The organism is Brevibacillus sp. FIR094, assembly GCF_050477165.1.
GTDB lineage: Bacteria > Bacillota > Bacilli > Brevibacillales > Brevibacillaceae > Brevibacillus.
On the sequence record NZ_JBEAES010000088.1, the window covers coordinates 1 to 595 of the forward strand.

1 pseudogene is annotated in these 595 nt (G+C 43.7%); it reads left to right on the forward strand.

Annotation, left to right across the window (positions count from 1 at the left end):
* Positions 1–92: 92 nt before the first annotated feature.
* A pseudogene (locus tag ACQ5DJ_RS29955) lies at positions 93–595 on the forward strand (hypothetical protein); the annotation flags it as partial.

Below are 595 nucleotides of genomic sequence, written 5' to 3' on the forward strand. Positions count from 1 at the left end.
ACCATCTATCGTGATGTAGCGGCACAAAAAATGCGGATTGGTGGGTGGGGTACACATACAATCACCATTACGCAGGTGTAGGAGGTGGGCTTGTGGGAATTAACTTATTAACACCAGATCAGTCTACGGGAGCAACCGGAACAACTGGAATGATCAGAGGTGACGATTATGCATCCTTACAAAGGATCGAGAATGGCGGCATCAACGGTGGTCCTTGTCTTTATGTGAAGAGATTTGTAAATCAAATAACAAACTTTCATATTACGTTACGGACAACTGCGATTTCAGTTACACCCGGAAAGGAATATGAGTTTATTGTTTGGTTGAAACAAGCAAACCTAAAACGGGGGCTATCTGCAAGAATTGACTGGCACTCAGACAGTGACTACAGCATGAGCACCCTTATAGGGAAGACGGATGCAGTTTGTGAGAATCCTGACAATTCGGAAGCGACTTATGACAGGTACTATGCGAAAGGAATGGTACCTCGAGGTGCCTATTACGCAGTACTGGTTGCTGAATATTACACAGGTTCTACGAGTGATCCAAAAGAAATTTATTGGTCGAATGCTCATTTCGGTGTAACCAATACCAA